This window comes from Daejeonella sp. H1SJ63, from assembly GCF_029360775.1.
In the GTDB taxonomy this organism is placed as follows: Bacteria; Bacteroidota; Bacteroidia; order Sphingobacteriales; family Sphingobacteriaceae; genus Daejeonella.
Map to the genome: position 1 here is coordinate 124,021 of NZ_JARKMZ010000005.1, position 21,870 is coordinate 145,890.

Consider the following 21,870-nt stretch of genomic DNA (forward strand, 5'->3'; position numbering starts at 1 on the left):
ATTGAGATTGAATTAACCGCTTATTTCCAAACTACGTCATCATTATTTCTGATGCCATTGACAGGAAAAGGATGCTTGTCATCAAAAGGATAAAGCGCTTTTTGATCCTCAATCACAATCATTTTTTCATTAAGGGTTCCATCCGCGTTCAGGGCTTTACTAAGATCGAGCCCCAGATGTTTAGCAAGGAATGGGTAAGCTGCAATGCGTTTGTTTTCATCATAGCCATGTTTATCATTAGGGAGATGGACATTCTCAACGTTATTGGGTTTACCAAGCAAATTGTAGATGTATTTCTCATGAGGATATTCAACTTCAGGATTGTATTTTGTCCAGTCGTCGCCATCCGAAACCAGCAGCATAGGCCGGGGTGCGGCAAGAGCGGCAATCTCAACATTGTTGGTTTGAAAATTGGGACCTTTATGAATGGGCATACCACTTTCGCAAATACATCCCCCGAAGAAATGAGCTGAGACCATTACTACCGGTACAGAAACCGCAATGCGGTCATCGACAGCAGTAAGCAAAAAAGTCTGAGTTCCTCCGCCTGATGCACCCGTAATTCCAATCCTTTTAGGATCGGCGCCCATCATAAGCAGGAAGTCGACCCCACGTATGCTATTCCAGAGCTGTAATTTTAATGCTTCCGGATGCTTGTGCACCCACCCAAGTTCCTCCATCTGACCATATCCAACCGCATCATAGGCCCAAACCATAGCTCCCATACGTGCCAGCGCTGCAAATCTTTTCTGTGCATCCGGACGGTAACGGCCAACATCCCCAGGTTTTGTCCAATGTCCGTGGGTATTTAATATCCCCGGCAGCATACCCTTTGCATTTGTCGGGGTATATAAACTTCCCGTAACATATACTCCGGGAAGACTTTCAAAGGCTACATTTTGTACCTGGTAACCATCAAAAACACGTTTTTCTCCAAAAATAGGATTAAGTGGCCCTTTTTCAGGATATTTTTCTAAACCAGCGCCTTTCAATATATGTTCCCGAATCTGGTTTGCCCGATTTTTCCATGCTGCGGAAGTAGTGTATGATTGGCGCATCTGGTTTAAAAAAGATTTACCTTCTTCCGGAGTCCAATGGGCCCCTACGCATAACATTGACCCGGAAGTCTTTTGAGACGGTTTTTCCTGCGAAACAGAAGTTTCGAAAGAAAAAAGCAAACCGCATAAAATCAGCAAAGTGTTTGTTGTGATCTTCATAAGTATTTGTGAATTTATAACCGCTTTGGTAAGCCGTTTAATTATTAAATTATTTCCAGATTACAATTACCCTTTTAACCATTGATCAAACCAATCGAAAGCCTCCTTTTGCATATTCTTATCAAACTTATGTGGTCCCGGATAGTATGAGCATTTAAATTTGTTTTCTGCATTTGCCTTTTTGTATACTTCTTTTAGGATCTTATCCGCACTCTGCATTTCAGAAAGCGTATATAGTTCATCCTCTGAATCATTAAGTACCAATGTTGGAAGCGGAACCCTGAGTCCAAGGATTTCAGGAAAGTCCATTTCCTTCGGAAGAACAGGAACATAGGTCATCCAGGTATGAGATACTGAATGATTGAGTATAAAATCCTTCCATGTTGTCATAAAACCTACGCAAACTGCACATTTAATCCTTGGATCCAGGCCTCCCATAAACACTGTACGCATACCACCTCCTGATAAACCACCACAACCTACCCTGTCTGTATCTACATCTTCACGGGCACATAATACATCCAGTGCCTTTTGGTCCTCAGCAAAAAAGACTCCCGGCCAGGTAGTTCCTGCACTAAACAAGGATTTAGCCATTGTATGCTCATGCTGAGCAGCCCAATCATTATAAGTCTTAATGTTCTCAGGACTCTCCGGATTCTGATCATTTAACCCATTGCGAAGCTTAGCCGGAACGTCCTGTAGCATAACCCTGCGGCTTGCAAATGGAAATGCATCTGATACAAGAACCACATACCCGCGTTTAGCAATTTCATTTGCCCAGGCAAAACCACTGTAATACTCTTTCTGATGAGCTTCCATAACCGGATGCTGCTTATCAGATGTCTTTGTAATTTTCCTTGTACCAAAATATTTGTTCGCACCATGATCGTGAAATGCAAGAATAGCAGGCAGCTTCCCTTTAGCATTTGCAGGTTTAAGCAAGATTGCATCAGTTGGACGGCCATAAGGCAATTGCCAGCTAAGTTCTTCAATATGAAGACCATCGTATTCGTATTGCTTCTTTACAGTCACTTTAGGAGTACCTCCAATATCAGGAATACCCAGACGGTCATGAATACGCTCATTTGCTGCTGTTTTCCATTTATCAAGATCATTCCATTTAGTATTCCTGAAAGAATAAGGCGGAACCTTATTTTCAATTAATGAATTTGCCCATGGACCATAAAGCCCTATAACACTTTGACCCTTTAAATCCATTTTTTCATCATCTGCAATCGGGGAGTTTGAACCTTGTTTCGAATCATTACAAGATGCCAAACCGGTCAACATACTACTGCCAACAGCCCCTATTCCTGCCATGCCGGCAACTTTGATAAAATTTCTGCGATCTTTTTTCATTATATACCTAACTAATTATATATCAGATTCCTGTTCCTGTATTTCTCTTTCAGACATCAATGTGCAGGCAACATTGCAGCCTGATCATAAAGCAATATACTTCCATTTCAACCTGATTAACAATGAATTATCCAAATAAAATAGCGAGAACGTTATCGGGGGCAAAGATTAAGAACCAGCCCAATTACGACAGGATAACAATCAGAGATAGATGCTCAGACCTGCCTTCAACAAGCTATATACCAGTCAATTAAAAAAAAGCTTTTTAAGATGCTTAAAACTAGCGTTATATCACTCCTCAATTGACGGATAATTTTCAATAATTTCATCCTCTCATCGGCACAGGTAAACCGCCATTTTATTTAAGCCTCCTTAGTATTCCGATGTGTTCGTCAAAGTATTTATGACATGACACCAGTACGGTCGCTCAATAGGCTCCGGCTTTAGCCGGGGTTAGGGTCAATGGGAGTTATTCGTTTTCGGGCTGAAGCCCATCTGAAAACCGGATTTCCACCCGGAGCTAAAGCTCCGGGCTATTCAGCACTACGGCTATCCCAATAATCAATATTTTTTATTCAATCATTTCAATTAACCGTAATCCGGTGTCATCTCACACATTCATTGACGGATAATTTTCAATAATTTTATCCCGGTATCAGCACAAGTGAAAGCCATTATTTAGCATCCTCAACATTCCGATGTATTCCTCAACGTATGTATGACATGATACCAGGACGGTCGCTCAATAGGCTCCAGCTTTAGCTAGGGTTGGGGTCAACGAGATTATTCGTTTTCGGGCTTCAGCCCAATATTCTACAACATGTGAGGAAAATTACATTGGGCTTTAGCCCGATAGATATGACATGAATCTCATCTAATTTGATTGAACCCAAGTTTTTCAACAAAAGCCCTATATTCTTCTTCAAATGATTTTTTCTGATGATGCCTTTCCTGATTTTTAATGTATTCTCTAACCATTGCTAAATTTGATTCAGAAACAGAAATTGCCAGGTATTCATCCTGCCATTCAAATTTTGAAGCAAACGAATTGGTAAATCCCCCCCTCAGGTTTATCCATCTCGAAGATTCTCCTTTGATTAGTTGTAGAACATCCTTAATACATTGATCGTTTTTTAAAGAAAGGAGACAATGGCAATGTTCATCATATCCGTTTATGGTATCTATATAGATATTCTTCTTTTTCGAATTATGGCGAATGTGATCCCATAGTTCATTCCGGAATTCCGATGATTTTAGAAATGGGATTCGGTTTTTTGTGCTCCAAACACAGTGGACCATTATTTTGATAAATGACATTGCAGGGATTTAGACTACAATATTTGAAAGTTTTAGGATATTAAAAATTCGGGTTAGCGAATGGTAGAAGTGGATTATTTATCGGTATTTCGGCGCTGAAGCACCGGTATTTGTTCCATTCTGGCCGCTTAGGTTTTGGGCTGAAGCCCAATCTGGAAACCGGATCTTAACCCGGAGCTAAAGCACCGGGCTATTCAGCGATACGGCTATCCCAACGATCAGTATTTTTATTTAATCATTACAATTACCCCTAATCCAGTGTCATCTCACGCATTAATTGACGGATAAGTTTCAATAATTTCATCCTCTCATCGGCAAAGGTAAACCGCCATTTTATTTAAACCTCCTTAGTGTTCCGATGTGTTCGTCAAAGTCAACGTATTTATGAAATAACTCCAGTACAGTCGCTCAATAGGCTCCAGCTTTAGCCGGGGGCAACTGGTATCGGCACAGGTAAAAGCCATTATTTTAGCATCCTCAACATTCCGATGTGTTCGTCAACGTATTTATGACATGACACTAGTCGTGTTTAAAATGAACTTGCTTTCCTTCTTTGGCAGATGTATAAATTGCTAAAACAACCTCAACGGCTTTCCGGGCTTCATTTCCGTCGATCTCAAAAGGGGTTCCCGAATCAATAGATTCTATAAATGCTGAAATATTTTTTTGATGCGGTAAATACGAGATTGCTGAAGGATCAGAGACTCCGCCTCCTCCGCTTATTTCTTTAAACCTGCTCAAAATTTTCGAATCAGCTTCAGTCTGATCTGCAAACTGCCAAACAGTAAAAGTATTTTCAACCATGATTACAGTTCCATGAGTCCCTGTAATTTCAATACGGCGAAACTGTCCCGGAAAAGATGCTGTGGAACCATAAATTCCGCCTAAAGCCTCGTTTCTGAATTTTACAATTGCTGTTGCAGTGTCCTCAACCTCTATATTGTGCCCTCTTGTTGCTATAAAGCCACTTAAAGAATCTATGGGACCCATCAGGTGTTGAAGGAGATCTATCATATGAACAGACTGGTTCATTAAAGCCCCTCCACCATCAAGTTTCCAGGTTCCACGCCAGTTATTACGGTAATATTCATCACTTCTCCACCAGGGTACATGTACAGATGCGTAACTGAGATCCCCAAAACGACCCTGATCAATCGCATTCTTTAGAATTGCAACAGAATCATTAAAACGATAATTGAATATTCCTCCTAAAGAGGTCCCGGCTTTTTCATGGGCCTCAATCATTTTCTCAATACGTTCAAGGGAAATCTCAAGAGGCTTCTCACATAGCACATGTTTACCACAACGTGCAGCCTCTATTGCAGGCTCCATATGATTCCCGCTGGGGGTTGCAATTGTTACAATATCAATATCTCCTGAACGGAGCATTTCCTGATAATTAATAAATGCTTTTGTTTTATATTTCTCTGCAAATTTACCCGCCTTAATCGGATCAGAGCCACAAACACCTGCCAGTGTAGCATTCTCTATACCTTGAATTGCTTTTGCATGAAAATCAGCAATCATTCCGGTTCCAATTATTCCAAAATTCCAGTTTTTCATCAGAATATAATTTGTTTTTTAATCCCGCAGATACGGGGGATGAAGCCTGTCTACCGCAGCTACCCTGTATACACATTTTTTTAATATGAAGGTTCCGGCCTCCGCCGGAATGACAACGTTTTATTGTTAATGGGGAGATCTCGGCCTTCGCCGGGATCTGAGTGGAAACTACCGTACATTTAGATTCCGGCGAAGGCCGGAATCTCCTATAATATATCGCATCGCCTTGTCATTCCCGCGAAAGCGGGAACCTTCTATACATATCTTTTGCAATTCTTTAAATCCTCTATGATGTTATAGAACTCGATTTTAATCCATCTTTTGCTCGTTTAATCTCAATATTTGTGTATACAGGGTGCTACCGCAGGCAAGCTTGCATGAGCTTATTCATTCCGGTTTGTGAGCGGTAAGCTCATGCAGGATTCATATATTCCCCTTACATTCTTAAATCCTCAGGAAAGTGCCGCCCTTGCTACCCTTATGCTATTTCCACTCAGAATCTGCTGAATAACATCATCCGAATATCCCATTTGAACCATTCCTACTGTAAACAGAGGCCAGTTAGTCCAGGACATACTCCGAACCATTTCCGGCGTTTCCCTGTAATCATCATCAGGCCAAAGAGCCTCCCATCGAGTCCTGCCCGGTCGGGGAGAAGAGATTTTTTTATTTTCCTCTGCAGCATATTGAGAAGTATATGAAATATCTGTTCCAATAGCAACATGCTCACTGCCAAATTTTTTAACCACGTAATCGATATGTTTCATCATAGCAGAAATATCCCCTGTTCCTCCAAGGAATCTTGGAATACAGCAAATCCCAATATATCCGCCTGTATCTGCTATTGCACGAATAACGTTATCCGGTTTTGAACGAATATGTTTATTAACGGATGCAATAGTACTGTGACTTGCTACCATGGGCCGTTCTGAAAGCTGGGCAGCTTCCAAACTTGTCTGCCATCCTGAATGAGCAATATCCACTATCACTCCAACACGGTTCATCTCCTTTACTACTGCCCTGCCAAAATCACTTAGTCCGCCATTTGCCTTTTCTGCACAACCGTCGCCAATCACATTCCTGCGGTTGTAGGTAAGATGCATCATTCTGATTCCCAGCTGGAAGAATATACTGATATATCTTAATTCATCTTCTACAGAAATCCAATCCTGAGGCAGAGGAACTCCATTACCGGAGAAGTAAAGGGCATGACGATTTTCCTTTTTGGCCCGGATAATATCATCTGGAGTTACAGCCTTCCGTACAAAGTCGCTCATCATATCAGTGGTATAGGTAAAATGAGCCAAACGTTTGAGCAATCGTTTTACTTCATTGCCTTCTTCACCGGCATTCTGAATAACGCAAGTTACCCCCGAAGCTTCCCAGGCATTTTCAAATTCCTCCCTTTCTTTTTTATCAAGAACAAAACGGGTCATAGACATATCTTCCTGCATATCCTGAATTTCCAAAGAGGATGCCTTTGAGTTTATAGCAGAGTTAACCAAGGCACCATCATATGCAGCCCGGGGCATAAAGCCATAGGAGTCAATCACCAAAGAGTTTTTATGCAATTCCAAGCCATGTTCAAGCTGCTTTTGAGTAGGCTTCAGAATATTTTTTGCCATTTCGAAATTCGCTTTAATCTGATCATTTATTTGAAATTGCTTCCTCAAATCAGTCTGACTAAAAGACGGTTTTTGATTCAGTTTTTTATAAACATCAGATTCTGAGGCTAGTCCGCCGAGTACCCTGTCGCTGGCTAAAGTTAGTCCGGCAAGACCCGTAAATTTTAAAAAATCCCTTCGTTTATTTTCCATTGAAGAAGTTCCGATTTAATATTTAGAGGCAAAATTATCAGCGAAAGTATTAATCTCAGTATCGGTTAAATGAGAGCCCGAGCTAATTACAATCCGGTACCTTAAGGTCAGCGATTTCCCCGCCGGAATGACATAATTCAACTCCTGTTTCCCTTCAGTAAAATCCTTCACACCAAAAGGATTTGCTGCAAATAATCCATACCCCCGTGCATGCCAGTAGGTTGGATAGCTGAGGTTTTTAGGATGATCGCAAATAACCAGGGAAATTTTTTCATTGCCAATATTTCCATACAGATCCATCCATTTTGCACGTTTCCCCCAGATTGCCTCTCCGGTAATTCCTTCACTGCTTCTATAATTTCCGGTTACACCTTCATTTGACATTTTTTTCACAGTGGTAGGGTGGCCCTTGGCATCAGTGAGGATAACATCCTGTTTTGAGGGCAGTTCAAGCTGGCGGGCTACACGAATTCCAAAGCTCCCTTCTTTGGTATCTTTCATTGTTACAGCTTCGCTACCGGAAGTCAGGGTGGTGATCCGGTCAATAATACGGGTTGAACCTTTTGCTATAAAATGAAATTCAGTCCTTTCTGCAATAAGTCTTTTACCATCAGGAGCTATCCAGTCTGCAGTTGTAATCATGGAGCCTTCCCCAATTCCACCCGATAACTTTTCGATGCCGGTATGCTTTATTTGTCCGCCATTCACATTCCTTTTTCCTTCTGAACCATTACCCCAGAAATCAAGGCCATTTACGTTACCATAGTTTAACCAGTTACCCACCTGATGAATATGGTCACGCCGTTCACCTTCACGTGGTTTTATAGGAAATCCGCGCGTAACAGGAGTTCCTGAAGCGGTAAGCAAAGGATAAAGTATCGGCTTATAAACAGTATCCGGCCACCAGTAAGAAGTAAAGAACTTTCCGTCAATCATTACATCAACCTTTTTATCAGCTTCATGTTTAACAAATTTGATTGTTGATTTCTGACTGTTCGGAGCTTGCTTTTGAGCGATAGACTCACAGGTTGTTGCCAGAATGACAGATAATGCCAGTATCGAAGTTAATTTCATCTTTTACATTTTTTTAAACAGGATAAATAATCTTTAGAATTCATTCATGAATTAAACTTCTGATGGAACCACATACGGACTGCGGTATCTGCGGCTTAACATGATATCAGCCTCCGGGTCATTTGCAAATTTTTCATAATCGCCCATAAACTTCAATTCGCGTCCCAGGCGATATGAGATATTAGCTAAAAAGGGCACTGCCGATGAATAATGGCCTTCACTGATATCGCAATGGAGTGTTTCATCTTTGCCGGATTTAATCGCATCAAGAAAATTAATAAAATGCTCTGTGTTGCTTGAGCCGGTAAGGGAAGCTGCCTCTGCTGTACCTACTGCTTTTGATCCTGCAAAAGGTTCTTTCTCCTGTTTGCGGTAAGCTTTCCAGGTATCTCCGTCAATCTCAAGATAGCCATCGCTGCCATAAAAAATATTCCCAATCTTAATACCAAGGCCTGATTCAGCATTAGAATATCTTCCCCTGGTTTCAAATTCAAGGATTTTACCATCGTTATATTTAGCTATGGTGATTTGAGTATTTGGAGTTTCCTGCTCACATTGAGTCCGGTCAATACCATATATACCACCCGAAGAGAAGACTGATACCGGATGTTCATTTTTATTGAGCCCCCAACGGGCCACATCAAACTGGTGAGGACCCTGATTTCCGGTATCACCATTACCGGTATCCCAGAACCAGTGCCAATTGTAATGACCACGTTTTTCGTTGTAGGCACGATACGGAGCCGGACCTAACCAACGATCATAATGAAGGCTGGCAGGGGGAGCACTGTCTTTAGCAATGCCAAATGAATCCCGCGGTTTGATGCACAGGCCGCGCGCCATATGGACATTGCCTATACCACCATCATGAAGAAATTTCATTGCCTCCATAACATTTGGTATAGAACGGTTCTGAAAGCCAACCTGAATACGTCTATCATACTTACGCGAAGCTTCAATCATCTTTCTGCCTTCCCAGATATTATGGGATGCTGGTTTTTCAACATACACATGCTTTCCTGCCTGACAGGCCCAGATGGTTCCAAGCGCATGCCAATGATTCGGTGTGGCAAATGATACAGCATCAATTTCCTTATCATCCAGAACTTTACGCATATCCCATTCTGTTAAAGGCTTGATACCGGTTTTATCAAAGACCGTTTTCGAACGTGGTTCAAAAAATTGTTCATCTGTATCACAAAGGGTTTTTATGCGCACATTGTGGCTGGTTTTCATGTCACACCAGGCATTGATATGGGAAACCCCACGGCCGCGAATACCAATTATCGCCACATTAATCCGGTCATTCGCACCTATAATAGATCCATAGGATTTAGCGCTGAAACCCATGCCGCCTATTGCTATTCCGGCACTTCCTATCAGGCTTTTTTTAATAAAATCTCTTCTTTGAGTCATTTTAATAGCGTTTTAGATTGATGAAATATTGATTAATTGATTAACTCCTTAAAAATTGCTAATTGCTCTTTCATGGCAGCTATCTTATCAGTTGGCATTGAACTGGCTTCGAGAAGTATCCACCCATTAAAATCTATCCCTGCAAGGAGTTTAAAGAGTTGCTGGTAAGAATAATCATTGAGATTCAGTTCGCGGACATGTACCGTATCGCCAATCCACCGTTTTACAAGATTGAAGTTGCCTTCAAGTCCCGGAGGATTCAGATCAACAGAGTTGCTGTTCCAGCAGATCTTAACATTTGGTTCAGTTACCTGGTCAAAAATTGCTTTCATATTAGGCAGTTCCTGAGTCCGGGGTCCATGTGCTTCAACTCTTACCAAAAGGCCGTAATCCCCGGCAAATTTACCCACATCGTTCAGTGAAGCAGCAATCTGTGCAATAGTCTTTTCCTCTGGCACTTCGGGAGGCAGATTATTAGGTTTCACTTTTATCCCGGTAGCTCCAATATCTTTACAGAGTTTGATATATTCTTTGGTCTGTTCAATATTCTCACGTAGTTTAGCCTGATCAGGGCTATGATACTCGAAGTTTGATCCATATCCTACACAGGTAACCGGACTGTTGGCAAATCTCTTTTTTACCTCGGCACGCTGTGCAGCACTCAGGCTGGTCTCAACCCCGTGTGCATGCTGAGTACGAAGCTCAACTGACTGAAAACCGGTTTTTTCACAATTTGAAATAAGAGTGGGTAAATCCCAGTCTTTCCCCCACTGATAGGTGACCAGACCAAATTTCATTAGCGGTTTCTTCCGGTCTGAGGCGGCATGCAGATTGATGGGTTCATTAGCGTCTGTAATTAAGGCATAAGTTTCATGACTAATCCCCATACCTCCAATCGCTATTCCGGCACTTCCTATTAAGCCTTTCTTAATGAAATCTCTCCTCTTTGTCATTTTAAAGGGTTTAAGAATTTATTTCACAGACTAAAAATTATATTTTCACCTTCGTATTTCCACCCATTGCAATGGTTATATCAAGCGGTTTATTCGTTTTCCAGGATCCCACAGTAAAATCAGGGATCTTTATTGTAGCCTGATTTGCAACAGACCATTCTGTTAATGGGCCAATGGAGCTCCATAAAGCGGCATCATATACATCCTGATCAAGCGGCAGACCATTACGGAGACAATCAATTGTACGCCAGTCCATTAAAAAATCACCACCTCCATGAGCACCTACTTCTCTGGCAATTTCACCAAGTTTTTTAACAATATTCGGCTCATACTTTTTTTCTAATGCTTTATATTCATCATCTGTAATCCATGTTTGTGCATCAGATCCTCTCCATGTCTCCGGAGTAGCTTCACGGGCAATAGAAATTTTCTCAACCGGAAACTGAATCGCAGTAGCTTTGGTTCCGCTGATTACATATCCATCAGATTTAGGCCGGGGTGCGGTAACATCATGCTGCAGCATAATGGTACGTCCCATACTGGTACGTATAGTACTGGTATTCATACTACCCCTGAAAGGCTTATCTACAAAATCTTTATAAAAATCATCTTTGGCTGCAAGCTTTTTAGCCAGATCATTCATCATGAAATCATTACCCGAAACCGAAACCAGAAAATCCAATTTATCTCCACGGTTAATATTCATCACCTGTGCAATTGGTCCCAGGCCATGCGTTGGATATAAATTACCATTTCTGCCTATATTTTCTTTTAAGCGCCATAAATTATAATATTTATCCTTAGAGAAATGACCATAAAGCAGGTGATGAATATATGCCCCCTCGCCATGTATAATTTCACCAAAGAATCCCTCCCTCGCCAGATTCAACATCAAAAGTTCATAAAAACCATAGCAGGCATTTTCCATCATCATACAATGCTTTCTGGTCCGTTCTGAAGTTTCCACCAATTGCCAGCATTCCTTGATGGTTTTTGCAGCGGGCACTTCTATACAAACATGTTTGCCCTGATTCATCGCATACAGTGCCATAGGGGTATGCAGTTCCCATGGAGTTGCTATATAGATCAGGTCAATATCTTTCCTCTCACATACTTTCTTCCAGTCATCCTTGCCCGTATAAGTATCAGGTTTGAAACCGGATTTCTCAATTCGTTTTTTCGCTGAATCTAACCTTTCAGGTCGCAGATCACATAATGCCTTAATATCAACACCCTCTAATATGCTTACCTGAGTAAGATGCGCCGGCCCCCTGTTTCCTAAACCAATAAAACCAATTCTAACTACATCTAACTTTGGTGCAGCATAGCCCGACATGTTAAAATGCTGAACATGTTTTTCCTGATCAAGAGCAGATTGAGTATTGTTTTCAGGTTCAGCAGCAAAGCCACTAAATGCACCGGCACCGGCAACAGTAAGTCCGGCCATGCCTGTAAGTTTTAAAAAATCTCTACGTTTATTTTTCATCCGTTTATTATTTGCTTTTTAAAGGTGATGAATCTACCTGCCGGTAGGCAGGCCTACCTACCTACGGTAGGGCGATCATGATTTAATAATCATACCCCTGCGGGTTTTGGTAAAATCATGATGGTTTCATCTTGAGTATATTTAAATAATTTCTAAACTAATTTTTGATCTTTAAATAACTATCCGTTTCCGTTAGCTGTATGATTCCAGGGATCTATTTGCCGCAAATTTTTAGAGGCAAGTACGCGGTAACAGTCGGGCAGATCAAAATCTTTCAGTACTCCGGGAAGTAATGTTGAAAGAGGCCAGTTATATTCTTCATTTTCAGCAATATCTGCATAGCTTGTAAGCGCATTTTTTAAAGTTATTTGTGCCACAGAGTCCGATAATAGTCCGGCAAAAGTGGCCGGGACCGCTCCCCATCCTTTTGCTATCAGATGTATTTCTGTATGTCCGTATGATCGTAGCCAATCAATAACCCGCAGAACATCATATGTCTTTTGTCCCACATAAGGATAGTTAAACATATTGCTCTGAGCGGCATAGAAATAATCATTCCCATATGGTTTCCCGAAGTTATCACCGCATGTATTAGGTTTGGATTCTCCGATACCTCTTACATCACAGGCAAAAACTGCAGAGTTGGGTTCGTTAAGGATCAGTTCTCTAACTGAAGCATCATTACGAAGCTCATCGTCGGCCGAATGGTGGGAAACATATAATATGGCCCGCTTTAAACCAACGGGTGGGCGGGAAAGAAGCACTTTGTCGCTTAACCTGTAAACTACAGTCAGGATCCCCGGTTCTGTTTCTAATGCGTAGGTAGCGGAAAATTTTTGAGGATAAAGGCGGTCAGACACCGGGCGTAAAATACGAAAGTTCGGTGCCCCTATAGACTGCGGGAACTTTAATACTGCTGCAACCGCTTTTTTCAAAGATTCTGCATCCAGAGGGCGCCTGTTCTTTTTCAATGATTCAGATAACTCTTTTGTAAATGAAAAGACTGTCCGGGCTTCAGATGCGCCTGCCTGTCCTTGTGCAATACACCAAAGTGACCCTTCTTCCTCCAGGGTTAAGGCCGGTTCTGCTTTTATGGCCGTACTTTTAGTTGCCTTGTTAAACCATTCGTACATTGCTTCACGATTGTGCTGCGAGTATCCGTGGTATTCAGGACCAATAAAAAGATTGGCATTTTGTTCGGCCCCCAGCAATTTGTAGAGATGCTTCATCCTTTTCAGGGATATTTCTGCACCTCTTACATCAAAGTAATCTTTCTCCTGATCTAAAATAATAACCGGCTTAGGAGCCATAGCGGCAATAAAATCCGAATGGTCCAATCCCATGCTTATGGCTGCGGGCGGGCATTGTTCAATATCAGCAGGCAATTCATTTTGAAGATTCTGGCCGAAACCAACAATAAAACAGCTGGGTGCTGCCATACTAAGCCGGGATTCAACACCACATAACCATGTTGCCTGGGTGCCTCCTCCTGAATTTCCGGTAACACCAATTTGCTTTGCATCTACCTCAGGCCTTGTAAGCAAATAGTCGACACATCTTATAGCATCCCAGGTAAACCATGAACTTAAAGATTCTCCGCAAAGGACCATCTGGCTGCCTGCATAATTATGCTCAGGAACACCAATACCCCGGCGCGGCTTAAGATCAGAGGAAAGGTATTGAACCCGCTCTCCCTGCCCGATCGGGTCAAAAATTAAAACTACATAACCCTTTCTTGCCAGACCCTGAGCAAAAGATTGATAGATGGGAGTAGCCTTACCCGGATCTCCATGGCCACAGGTGCCAACAACGGCAGGTAGCGGAAACTTCCGGTCTTTAGGTATATAAAGGTTTGCTGTCACAGGAAATCCGGGACGGCTATCAAAAATTATTTTTTCAATTTTATACGCATCACGGTCTATTGTCCCTGTAATACGGGCATTCAATGGCGTTTTTTCAGGCCATGGACCAAAACATTTCTGAATTTTAGACCGAACTTCACGGACATAAGCTTCTGCATCACTTTTGGTATGAAGGCTGGCACGCCGTTTCTCAGACACCTGCTCTATTTCCCGGAAACGTCCTACGAAATATTCCTGTACCATTCGGGGAAAACGGTTAAGCGGACTTAATGAAGAAACATTATCAGCAACGATAACACCCTGTACTTCAACTTGTTTTGCATAAGCTGGTATAATACTTGCTCCTGTCAGACCAATACCGGCAAGTTTTATAAAATCTCTGCGATTGTTCTTCATATTTTAACGCTTTATTAATTTAATTGAAAATGGTCTCTCCCCGCTGATTGGATATCATTCGTAGCTTCTTAAACTCCTGCTGGTATGATCTTAACTCCTCTTCACTTATCTTACCGCCCGACATCGTTAACGGATTTATCATCCTGACATTCTTACCGCTCAGCGCAGCTGCCAGCGATACATCTCCCCAGTTAAGAAATCCAGGAAGGTGGATACCCATACTGAAAAAATCTACCGAACCCTGACTATCAAACTGGTAACTCAGTGGAGCATCCCGAAGAATAATTTCATCCACATTCCCTCCCGTAGCTGCTAAAAACAAACCTGCAAGACCTGACTCTTTGCTGCCGTCCATACTCACCTTCTGAGCATGATACTTTGCCCTGAGGAATTCACTAAGCACCCCAAGTTCCTTTACCCATTCTCCTAAAATCGTTTTCCCAAGCCATAACTCAGACCGAGACTGCGTATGCAGCATCATGCTCCTGTTCCCTGTATTTTCTTTTGTGGATGATGCCTCCCCCGTGCCTGATAAATCTGCAATAACAATGCCCTGACCTTTTTTCTTCAATTCAGCAATCAGTTCCGCTGAAATCGCTTTCTTCCCCCCGGGATTGCTGATGATGACATATCCCAAAGATTTGTTAGCCGGAGCCATGTGTAATACCGGAATCAGCTTATCATCAGAGCTTTCCAAAGCCAGGCGGTCCCAGCCTCCATCACTGGTATACTGATGTACTTTCCTCAGTCCTGAACGCTCATTGATCCGTAAGATATTCCGTAATTCCATTTGCTTCTCAGATGCATCAACTGAGCCTGCACTCAAGAAGGCTGATCTTAGTTCTTTTCCTCGCTTTTCACAGTAAGCTGCCGTAGTAATGACGGCAGGATCACGTTTACCGATCGGGTAAACCATGAGTTGTTGATTTGGCAAAGTTTCAAATGGAATTTCTTTTTTAGGAGCTCCTGTTCCAATACCTTTCAGGTGAAGGTCAAACCATCCAAGCATCACTTCCCGGTTCTCGGGCCAATAGCCATGGGTTTTATCTAAAACAAGATTGCTTATATTATTTTCTGCACCAAGCATTTTAAAGACCGGTTTGGTATTGTTAAAGCTTCTGAGCATTTCAGAAGATAGAAAAGTGGGATTATCAACAATAATGTTAGACATCTTGATCGCCCGCGGAGCAACCAGACCAAGAACTCCTGCTTCCTCAGTAAAGGTCAGTCCATCCGGCAACAGCTCGCAAATGCAGTTGGAACGCATCACACACGACTCAAAAGTACCTACACTAACTACCGGCAGAGCAGCTTTAATGCGCTCGTCTATCGCTGCCAGCCACATCGTTTGGTTACCCCCGCCACTGGCTCCGGTTGCGCCTATATTTTTAGGATCAACATAGGGAAGTGAGCTGAGTAAATCCACTCCACGCATATTATCAGAGATCTGAACACCTGCCAGAGACTCGCCGATATTCAGAAGGGAAGCTCCCAGGTTGGCTCCATGATATTCATCTTTTCCATGTATTGGGGTCCTCTCACCGGCTCCCCAGGCATCGATATTAAGACATACATAACCATTAAGAGCTAAACTTTGACCAATTGCCTGAAAAGACTGATATAAACGCCCCCCGGGCCAGTGGCCATGCATAACAATTACAGCAGGAAATGGCCCTTTGCCTTCAGGAACATATAAATTTGCAGTGGCATAAACTCCCGGACGTGTTTGAAAGGAAATGTTCTTAATTCTGTACCCTTTCATCTGAACTGAGCCCGTCTCCTTTATATCCAAAGGCAGATCATGGTTTATAATGAGGCCCGTCTTCTGTATAATGTTCTTTCTTAGCCCCAACCGGTATGTTTCCCACTCCTTTGCATTATCAGGCAATTGATGAGTCCCGAATTTCAGAATCGCCTGACTTCTAAGCCTGCTCTCAAGCAGATCAGCATGATTTCTGGTCAAAACAGATGGAAGACTGTCTGTAATGAAAGTATACTCATTAAAATATTCCGCCTGCGGTGCACTTACTGCTAAAAAACGGATATTTATGACTAAAAAGAAAATGTAAAATATTTTAAATCCATTCATTCGCGGCGCTGTTTAAAGAGGAAATACGATCCATGTTTCTAACATTAAGAGGATCTTTTTATTGAGGAATACAGATACTTAAACTATTAATATACAATTTATTAATAATTAATAATTACCAGAGCATTGTAATACTGGGAATTGAACAATGCCCTGGTAAATCATTTTTATTTATATCCCGGGTTTTGAACTAATTTCGGGTTTTTCTGAATTTCATATGCAGGTATTGGAACCAGGTAATTTCTGTCAAAAAAAGCACGCTGCTGGAAATCTATTACTGTATAGGTCTTTTTCCCTGTAGTAATATTTTTGGCGATACCCATTCGTCTGGCAGGAACATTAAGAACCTGTGGGGCAATTTTCCAGCGGCGCACATCAAAATAACGATGCTCTTCAAAAGCCAGTTCAATTCTGCGCTCCTGCTGTAACCTTGTCAATAAGGCAGCTCCGCTTTCAGTTACCGGAGGCATATTAACACTGGGTCTGCTTCTTACTTTATTGATATACTCTCTGCAAATGATTTCGTCGCCCAGGTTATACATAGCTTCAGCATAGTTAAGTAATATTTCAGCATAGCGAACAAATGTCCAGGGAGTGCTTCCAATATTTACTCCACCCGGATTTGTTATACTTTCGTCTAAGAACTTTCTTAAATAATAACCGGTTTGAGTAGCATTCCAGGGCTGGGATGACCCTTCATTAGAATCCTGACCACCCGGAAGAAAAGTTTCAACTGTCCGATGTTTAAAAGGTGCCCCGTCATAAAGAATGGACGCATAGAAACGAGGGTCCCTGTTAACATAAGGATTTTGCGGGTCATAAGCTGGATCATCTTTAGGAAGTTTTCCATTAAGGGTTTCATAATCATCAATAATATTTTGCAAAGGATGCACCTGTGCAAACCCTCCGTAACCATTCGGATACTGACTTAATTCAACAAAAGTATTTTCAGGATCTATAGTTAAATTGTATGGCCTGTTCCAGATAATCTCTGAATTATACATTGCTGAGGTCAGAAATAAAGACTTATAATCTGCATACAGTGAATATTGATTTAAATCTATAACAGCTTTTGCGGCATCTGCAGCCTGCTGCCACTTGACTTTATCATTTGCAGGGTTGTTTTGAGGACTGGCTGCATATAATAATGCTCTGGCTTTCATAGCAAGGACTGCACCTTTTGTAATCCTGCCCTTTTGTGCAGCCGGGTATGATAAGGGTAACAGATTTGCGGCCTCATCCAATTCTTTCAGAACAAACTTCATACACTCATCATAAGAATTTCTTGGCACCTGAAAATCGTCATTTAACCCAAATGGCTTTGTAATTAAAGGTACACCCCCAAAAAAGCTGATAAGCCGAAAATATGAGTATGCTCTCAAAAACTTCATTTCACCTGTCATTCTGGATTTTATTGCAGCATCAATAGGTGAGGCTTCTATTTTGCTGAAAAAAATATTGGTCTTTGTCACAACCTTATAATACCCCCTTTGAGGATCATTCCAGTAATCCAGGCCTGCCAGGGCATCCGGTGTTATATTTCCGGCATTTATAGCAATAGCTGCTGAGTTAGCCCGTGCATTATTCTCATCTGTTAAGGTTGACAGTGAGTTGGTCATTGAATAATAAAATCCACTTGGGAGTATCCGATAAGTATTATTTACAAAGGTCTCAATCAAATTTGCATCATTCCATACCGTTTCCTCAGTAAAGGAACTCAATGGTTTCTTTTCAAGAGGGTCCTTAGTACAGGAAGAAAACAGGCTTATTGAACAAATAAGAATTGCTCCATAATTAAAAACGGTCCTGGCCATTTTGTAAGTTATATAGTTTTTGCTATTCATGATCGCTTTTATTAAAAAGTAAGGGATAATCCAAGATTATAAATTTTGCTTTGAGGATAAAAATTTCCTCTTTCATCACTTCCTTCAGGGTCATATATCTTCATTTTATCGAACGTAAGTAAATTATTTCCATTCAAATAAATTCGCATATCGGCAATCTTAAGCCTTGAAAGCACACTTGAAGGTAAAGAGTATCCCAATTCTAATGTTTTCAATCTTAGGAAAGTTGCGTCTCTTAACCAGAAAGAAGAAGGAAGCCCGCTTACATCTGTACGGGTATCCAGTAAAGGCAAATTAGGATATTTTGAATCCATACTACCTGGTCTGTATCTGTTCAGCAGAAGCTCCTCCCTCGTATTTACTGCAAGCCTTCCATTTTCATGATAGTACTGCCATGCCCTGGATTGTCCTGCAAAATTTGCAAACAAAGAGAAGTTCTTGTAATCCAATGACAGGTTCATACCAAATATAATTTCAGGGGTATTAGTACGATCCATTCTGATCATATCTGAACTGGTAATGACACCATCCCCGTTTACATCTTCATACTTTAAATCTCCGATCTTTGTTCCCTGTACTTTAGGAATTGCATCCAGTTCTGCCTGGGTTCTGATAATACCAATAGCCCTGTAATAATTTGTTGCACCAAGTACCTTATTTTGCACTTTTTGCCATTCAGGAACATTTGCTGCATCAGCCATGTAAATTACATTACTCTTTACATAAGCAAAGTTTCCGCCTACTCTGTAAGAAAATCCGCTTTTCGTAGCTCTCCTGTGAGACAGTTCCAGTTCAACCCCTTTATTTTCTACAATTCCTATATTTTCACTTGGTAATACCAAACCTGTATAAGCAGGGACAGCGAGATCCCTGGTTGCCAGAATATTAGATCTTTTCTGTTTAAATAAGTCGACCGTAAAGCCCAATAAGCCATTCCAGAACAAACCATCCATTGCAATGTTTGATGTTTTCAGAACTTCCCATGTTATGTTTGGATTAGGGGTAACACCCATGGTTGTACCGAGTGACTGTGTTGGGGTCTGTCCAAAATTAAAGCCCTGGCTGCCTAAATTATAACTTTGAATATACTGGAAAGCCGGAACCCGGTCATTTCCTATTTTACCACTTGAAACTCTTAGTTTTAAATCATCTATAAAGCTAAACCGGTCTTTTATAAATTTCTCTTGTGAAATTCTCCATGCTGCTGAGACCCCTGGGAAAAAACCAAATCGGTTACCTTCAGGGAAATTTGCAGAGCCATCATATCTGAAATTGAAATCAATCAGATATTTATCTTTAAATCCGTATCCAAAACGTCCAAAAAGATTCTGACGTCCCCCTTCTGATGCCGTTCCGGTAGCTTCCTGGCCTGCGAGACTACCCGCAAACAATTGGTCGACCTGAGCGGATAAAAAATTCCTTCTGAATGCTGAAAAACTATTAAAATTGCCTTCCTCCTGCTCTGCAGCTATGAATGTGTTTATTCTATGATTATTGAAACTCTTTTCATATTTAATCCGGAAATTCATTAAAGAACTTCTATCTCTGTTATATGATTGTCTTAGCTGAGGCTGTAAAATACCCCCGCCACCGATTGGAATATAGGTATTGGTTATTTTATTATAATCGTATACTGTCCATGGTTTCTGGAAAAGTTTATTAACACCCTGATTATTTGTATAAACCAAATAGCCATCAACTCCTAATCCCTCCACAAAAGGCAGTTTAATATCAAATGAGGCTTTGGTCTGAAACCGCTGCATCACTTCACTATTATAACCAGAAGCATCAGTAACCATCACAGCTGGATTATCTCCGCGTTCAATACCGGCAGAAGGAAGGCCATTTGACCAATACACCGGAATCCAGGGAACAACCAGCATTCGTCCAAAAGTTGTTGTTGTACTGGTGGTTGGATAATTACCGTCATCAATTCCGGCATTTACGTCTAAACCAACCTTTATGTATTTATTAATATTCGCATCGATGTTAGATCGAATGCTGTAAGCTTTAAAGTTTGTACTTCCTTTCTTGAATATTCCATTTTGATTAGAATATGACCCTGACACTGAATATTTTGTATTATCATTACCCCCTCTGACAGCAAGATTATGCTGACTTTGGAATGTATTTTTTTCTAATATTTCATCATACCAGTTTACACTTGGATAATTGACCGGATCACTTCCGTCCCTGAATTTTTGCAACTCTGCTTCAGTCCAGCGGGGAGGCTGTTTATCTTTTGCAAGAAGTTCATTGACAAACTCTCCAAAAACGGCAGAGCTGGCCATTTTGGGGATTCTGGTTGGCTGGCTCAAACCCTGATTAAATGAATAATTAATAGAAGGCTTGCCAGTAACACCCCTCTTGGTGGTGATAAGAATAACTCCGTTTGCTGCCTGCGCACCATAAATAGCAGCAGATGCATCCTTCAATACCGAAATTGATTCTATATCATTTGGATTAATCCGCTCCCAACCGCTAACTCCCTGTACTCCGTCAACAACTACCAGCGGACTGGTATTACCCGTTGTGCTTCTTCCACGGATCAGGATTGTTGAATTATCCCTTCCCGGCTCGCCTGAACGATTAGAGGTAATAACTCCGGGAAGTAATCCTGCAAGTGAATTACTTAAATTTGTAGTTGGGCTCTTTTTAAGCTCTTTATTAGAAATACTTGCAACTGACCCTGTTAATGTAGCTTTACGCTGAGTACCATATCCTACTACAACAACCTCTTCCATTTCTGAAGAGCTTTCTTTTAAAAGTATATTAAGCGTGTTTTGGCTTCCCACAGTTACCTCTTGCTTTTCATAGCTTATAAAAGAAACTACAAGTACATCGCCCTCCTTAACACTTATAATGAATTCTCCATTCAGTCCTGTTGAGACTCCCCGGTTTGTTCCCTTTACCATAACACTTACACCTGGCAAGCTTGTACGTGTAAGGTTATCCAGAACCGTTCCCTTAATTTCTCTTTGGTTTTGCGCCTTTAACTGCGATGGACATAGAAAAATCAGAGATAGAATCACAATGCCCAGGCAGGGCCAAATAATCCATTTACTTTTTTTACTTTTCATTTGTTAGAGTTTTTAGGTTTAGTTTATTATTCATTATAAAATTTATTACTTGGCAGATTTATATTCTTCAAATTGTTCAGTATTATGCAATTTTCAGCATTAACGTTTAACCAAATTAGTGATAAATCATCTCCAACATAATAAATGAGGTAATAAAAGAGCGGTAACGTTATCGAAAGCGTTATCGAAAAATTGAATTGAAAATCAGAAGGTTAAGTGTCTGCTTAGAAAGTGCGGGTGAAGCTGAATTAACGTTATAAAATTCAGGCCTGATACAGCAGTATTCTTTCGCCCGGTCGCGCTTACTGTTTATCCGATCCGGGAAATCAGTATAAACTGCCCAACGCCCCCGGTCTTTTGTCCTGATAATATCAATGAATTGTTTAACTAAATAATC

At 41.2% G+C, this 21,870-nt stretch carries 13 protein-coding genes; all 13 read right to left on the bottom strand.

Annotated elements, in window-relative coordinates; all coding sequences use genetic code 11:
* Positions 1 to 20: 20 nt before the first annotated feature.
* Positions 21 to 1,217, bottom strand: coding sequence for an acetylxylan esterase (locus P2W72_RS02445; protein WP_276359290.1), 1,197 nt, complete (start codon positions 1,215 to 1,217; stop codon positions 21 to 23).
* A 66-nt stretch (positions 1,218 to 1,283) separates the two neighbouring features.
* Positions 1,284 to 2,576 carry a hypothetical protein gene (locus P2W72_RS02450; protein ID WP_276359291.1) on the bottom strand — a complete coding sequence of 431 codons (1,293 nt, stop codon included), beginning with the start codon at positions 2,574 to 2,576 and terminating at the stop codon, positions 1,284 to 1,286.
* An 870-nt stretch (positions 2,577 to 3,446) separates the two neighbouring features.
* Positions 3,447 to 3,893, bottom strand: a complete 447-nt coding sequence (tnpA, locus tag P2W72_RS02455; RefSeq protein ID WP_276359292.1) for an IS200/IS605 family transposase — start codon at positions 3,891 to 3,893, stop codon at positions 3,447 to 3,449.
* A 519-nt stretch (positions 3,894 to 4,412) separates the two neighbouring features.
* Entirely contained in the window at positions 4,413 to 5,456 is a 1,044-nt protein-coding gene (locus P2W72_RS02460; protein WP_276359293.1) for a Gfo/Idh/MocA family oxidoreductase, read from the bottom strand.
* Positions 5,457 to 5,908: 452 nt separating this feature from the next.
* Entirely contained in the window at positions 5,909 to 7,273 is a 1,365-nt protein-coding gene (locus tag P2W72_RS02465; RefSeq protein WP_276359294.1) for a membrane dipeptidase, read from the bottom strand.
* Between the two features lie 15 nt (positions 7,274 to 7,288).
* Entirely contained in the window at positions 7,289 to 8,347 is a 1,059-nt protein-coding gene (locus P2W72_RS02470) for a PmoA family protein (protein ID WP_276359295.1), read from the bottom strand.
* Positions 8,348 to 8,398: 51 nt separating this feature from the next.
* Positions 8,399 to 9,763, bottom strand: a complete 1,365-nt coding sequence (locus tag P2W72_RS02475; protein ID WP_276359296.1) for a Gfo/Idh/MocA family oxidoreductase — start codon at positions 9,761 to 9,763, stop codon at positions 8,399 to 8,401.
* A 32-nt stretch (positions 9,764 to 9,795) separates the two neighbouring features.
* Positions 9,796 to 10,716 carry a sugar phosphate isomerase/epimerase family protein gene (locus tag P2W72_RS02480; RefSeq protein WP_276359297.1) on the bottom strand — a complete coding sequence of 307 codons (921 nt, stop codon included), beginning with the start codon at positions 10,714 to 10,716 and terminating at the stop codon, positions 9,796 to 9,798.
* A gap of 37 nt (positions 10,717 to 10,753) precedes the next feature.
* A complete protein-coding gene (locus P2W72_RS02485) occupies positions 10,754 to 12,202 on the bottom strand; it encodes a Gfo/Idh/MocA family oxidoreductase (RefSeq protein ID WP_276359298.1) in 1,449 nt (482 codons plus the stop codon).
* A gap of 179 nt (positions 12,203 to 12,381) precedes the next feature.
* The gene (locus P2W72_RS02490; RefSeq protein WP_276359299.1) at positions 12,382 to 14,460 is read right to left on the bottom strand and encodes an acetylxylan esterase; all 2,079 of its coding nucleotides are present in this window, start codon (positions 14,458 to 14,460) and stop codon (positions 12,382 to 12,384) included.
* 19 nt (positions 14,461 to 14,479) lie between these two features.
* The gene (locus tag P2W72_RS02495) at positions 14,480 to 16,549 is read right to left on the bottom strand and encodes an acetylxylan esterase (protein ID WP_276359300.1); all 2,070 of its coding nucleotides are present in this window, start codon (positions 16,547 to 16,549) and stop codon (positions 14,480 to 14,482) included.
* Between the two features lie 167 nt (positions 16,550 to 16,716).
* On the bottom strand, positions 16,717 to 18,393 hold the full coding sequence (locus P2W72_RS02500; RefSeq protein WP_276359301.1) for a RagB/SusD family nutrient uptake outer membrane protein: 1,677 nt from the start codon (positions 18,391 to 18,393) through the stop codon (positions 16,717 to 16,719).
* A gap of 11 nt (positions 18,394 to 18,404) precedes the next feature.
* Positions 18,405 to 21,473, bottom strand: coding sequence for a TonB-dependent receptor (locus tag P2W72_RS02505; protein WP_276359302.1), 3,069 nt, complete (start codon positions 21,471 to 21,473; stop codon positions 18,405 to 18,407).
* Positions 21,474 to 21,870: the final 397 nt, after the last annotated feature.